This is a genomic window from Paenibacillus xylaniclasticus, assembly GCF_004001065.1.
In the GTDB taxonomy this organism is placed as follows: domain Bacteria; phylum Bacillota; class Bacilli; order Paenibacillales; family Paenibacillaceae; genus Paenibacillus_T; species Paenibacillus_T xylaniclasticus.
Genome location: NZ_BIML01000086.1, coordinates 1 through 1,182, shown reverse-complemented (window position 1 = coordinate 1,182; position 1,182 = coordinate 1). Strand labels below are relative to the sequence as shown.

Sequence of the window (1,182 nt, the reverse complement as noted above, 5' to 3'; positions counted from 1 at the left end):
TAATTTTTTCTATGCAATTCGCTCCTATGTTGACGTGCGACACGGAGATACGATGCTTGCCGAGACGAGTATATCGTTCGATATTTCGGTGCTTGAGTTATTGTGGCCTATTACAGTTGGGATGGCTATACGCGTAAGCGATATATTTGATCAGTCAGATAAGAATGTATCGATTTATCAATGTACGCCTTCCCGCTTGCGAATGCTTCTCCTTGATAACAATAACATAAGGCTGCTGCAAAAAATTAGGCTGCTCTTGATCGGAGGAGAGAGACTGTCTACCGACCTGATTCATCAGGTGAAGGCTGCAACGTCTGCAGAAATTATTAATCTATATGGGCCGACTGAGACGACGATCTGGTCTACTGCCTATAAAGTGACGGATCCCAGCCGGATATTAATTGGAAAGCCGCTGAATAATACGACCATTTATATCGTCGACACCCATATGAACCCCGTTCCAATCGGTGTATTCGGCGAACTATGCATTGGTGGACATGGTGTAGCAAGGGGCTATCTCAACCAGCCGCAGCTGACGGAGGAACGGTTTGTTCAATCACCGTTTAGTTCAGAATCTTGTAACCGCTTATATAAAACAGGCGATATTGGGCGATTTATGGCGGATGGTAGTATCGAGATTATAGGACGAACAGATAATCAGGTTAAAGTGAGAGGGCATCGGATTGAGCTCGATGAGGTCGAAGCTCTCATAATGGAGCATCCTGCTGTTCGCGATGTTTCTGTCGTATTGAGTCGCGATGAGCTGCTTCCCGAGCTTCAAGCCTTTATTGTTACCGACAGCCAAGAGAATGTACGTAGATTGCGAGACGATCTGCGGCAGTATATGCCTACTTATATGGTGCCAGCTATTATTACAGAAGTAGACGCTATACCGCTGACGGTGAGCGGGAAGAAGGATAAGCGAGCTCTGCATGCAATTCGAAGAGAATCGGACGCGGTGATCATCACGAATGAGCCCGCAACGGATATAGAGCGAACCATTGCTCGATTGATGGGAGCCTTGCTGAGAGAGTCAGTGAATGATATCGGATTGAATTTCTTTTCCGCTGGCGGCGATTCGATCAAAGCGGTCAAGCTGATATTGGAGATATCGCGTGTAACGGGAAAGCAGTTGTCGCTAAAGGAATTGTTCCAAAACCCGACGATTGGCGATTTGGCGAA

The 1,182-nt window shown here is 46.5% G+C and carries 1 protein-coding gene; it reads left to right on the top strand.

What is annotated here, in order from left to right; all coding sequences use genetic code 11:
• The coding region (locus tag PXY01_RS22035) for a non-ribosomal peptide synthetase (RefSeq protein ID WP_164744555.1) at positions 1-1,182 on the top strand (1,182 nt) is incomplete at both ends.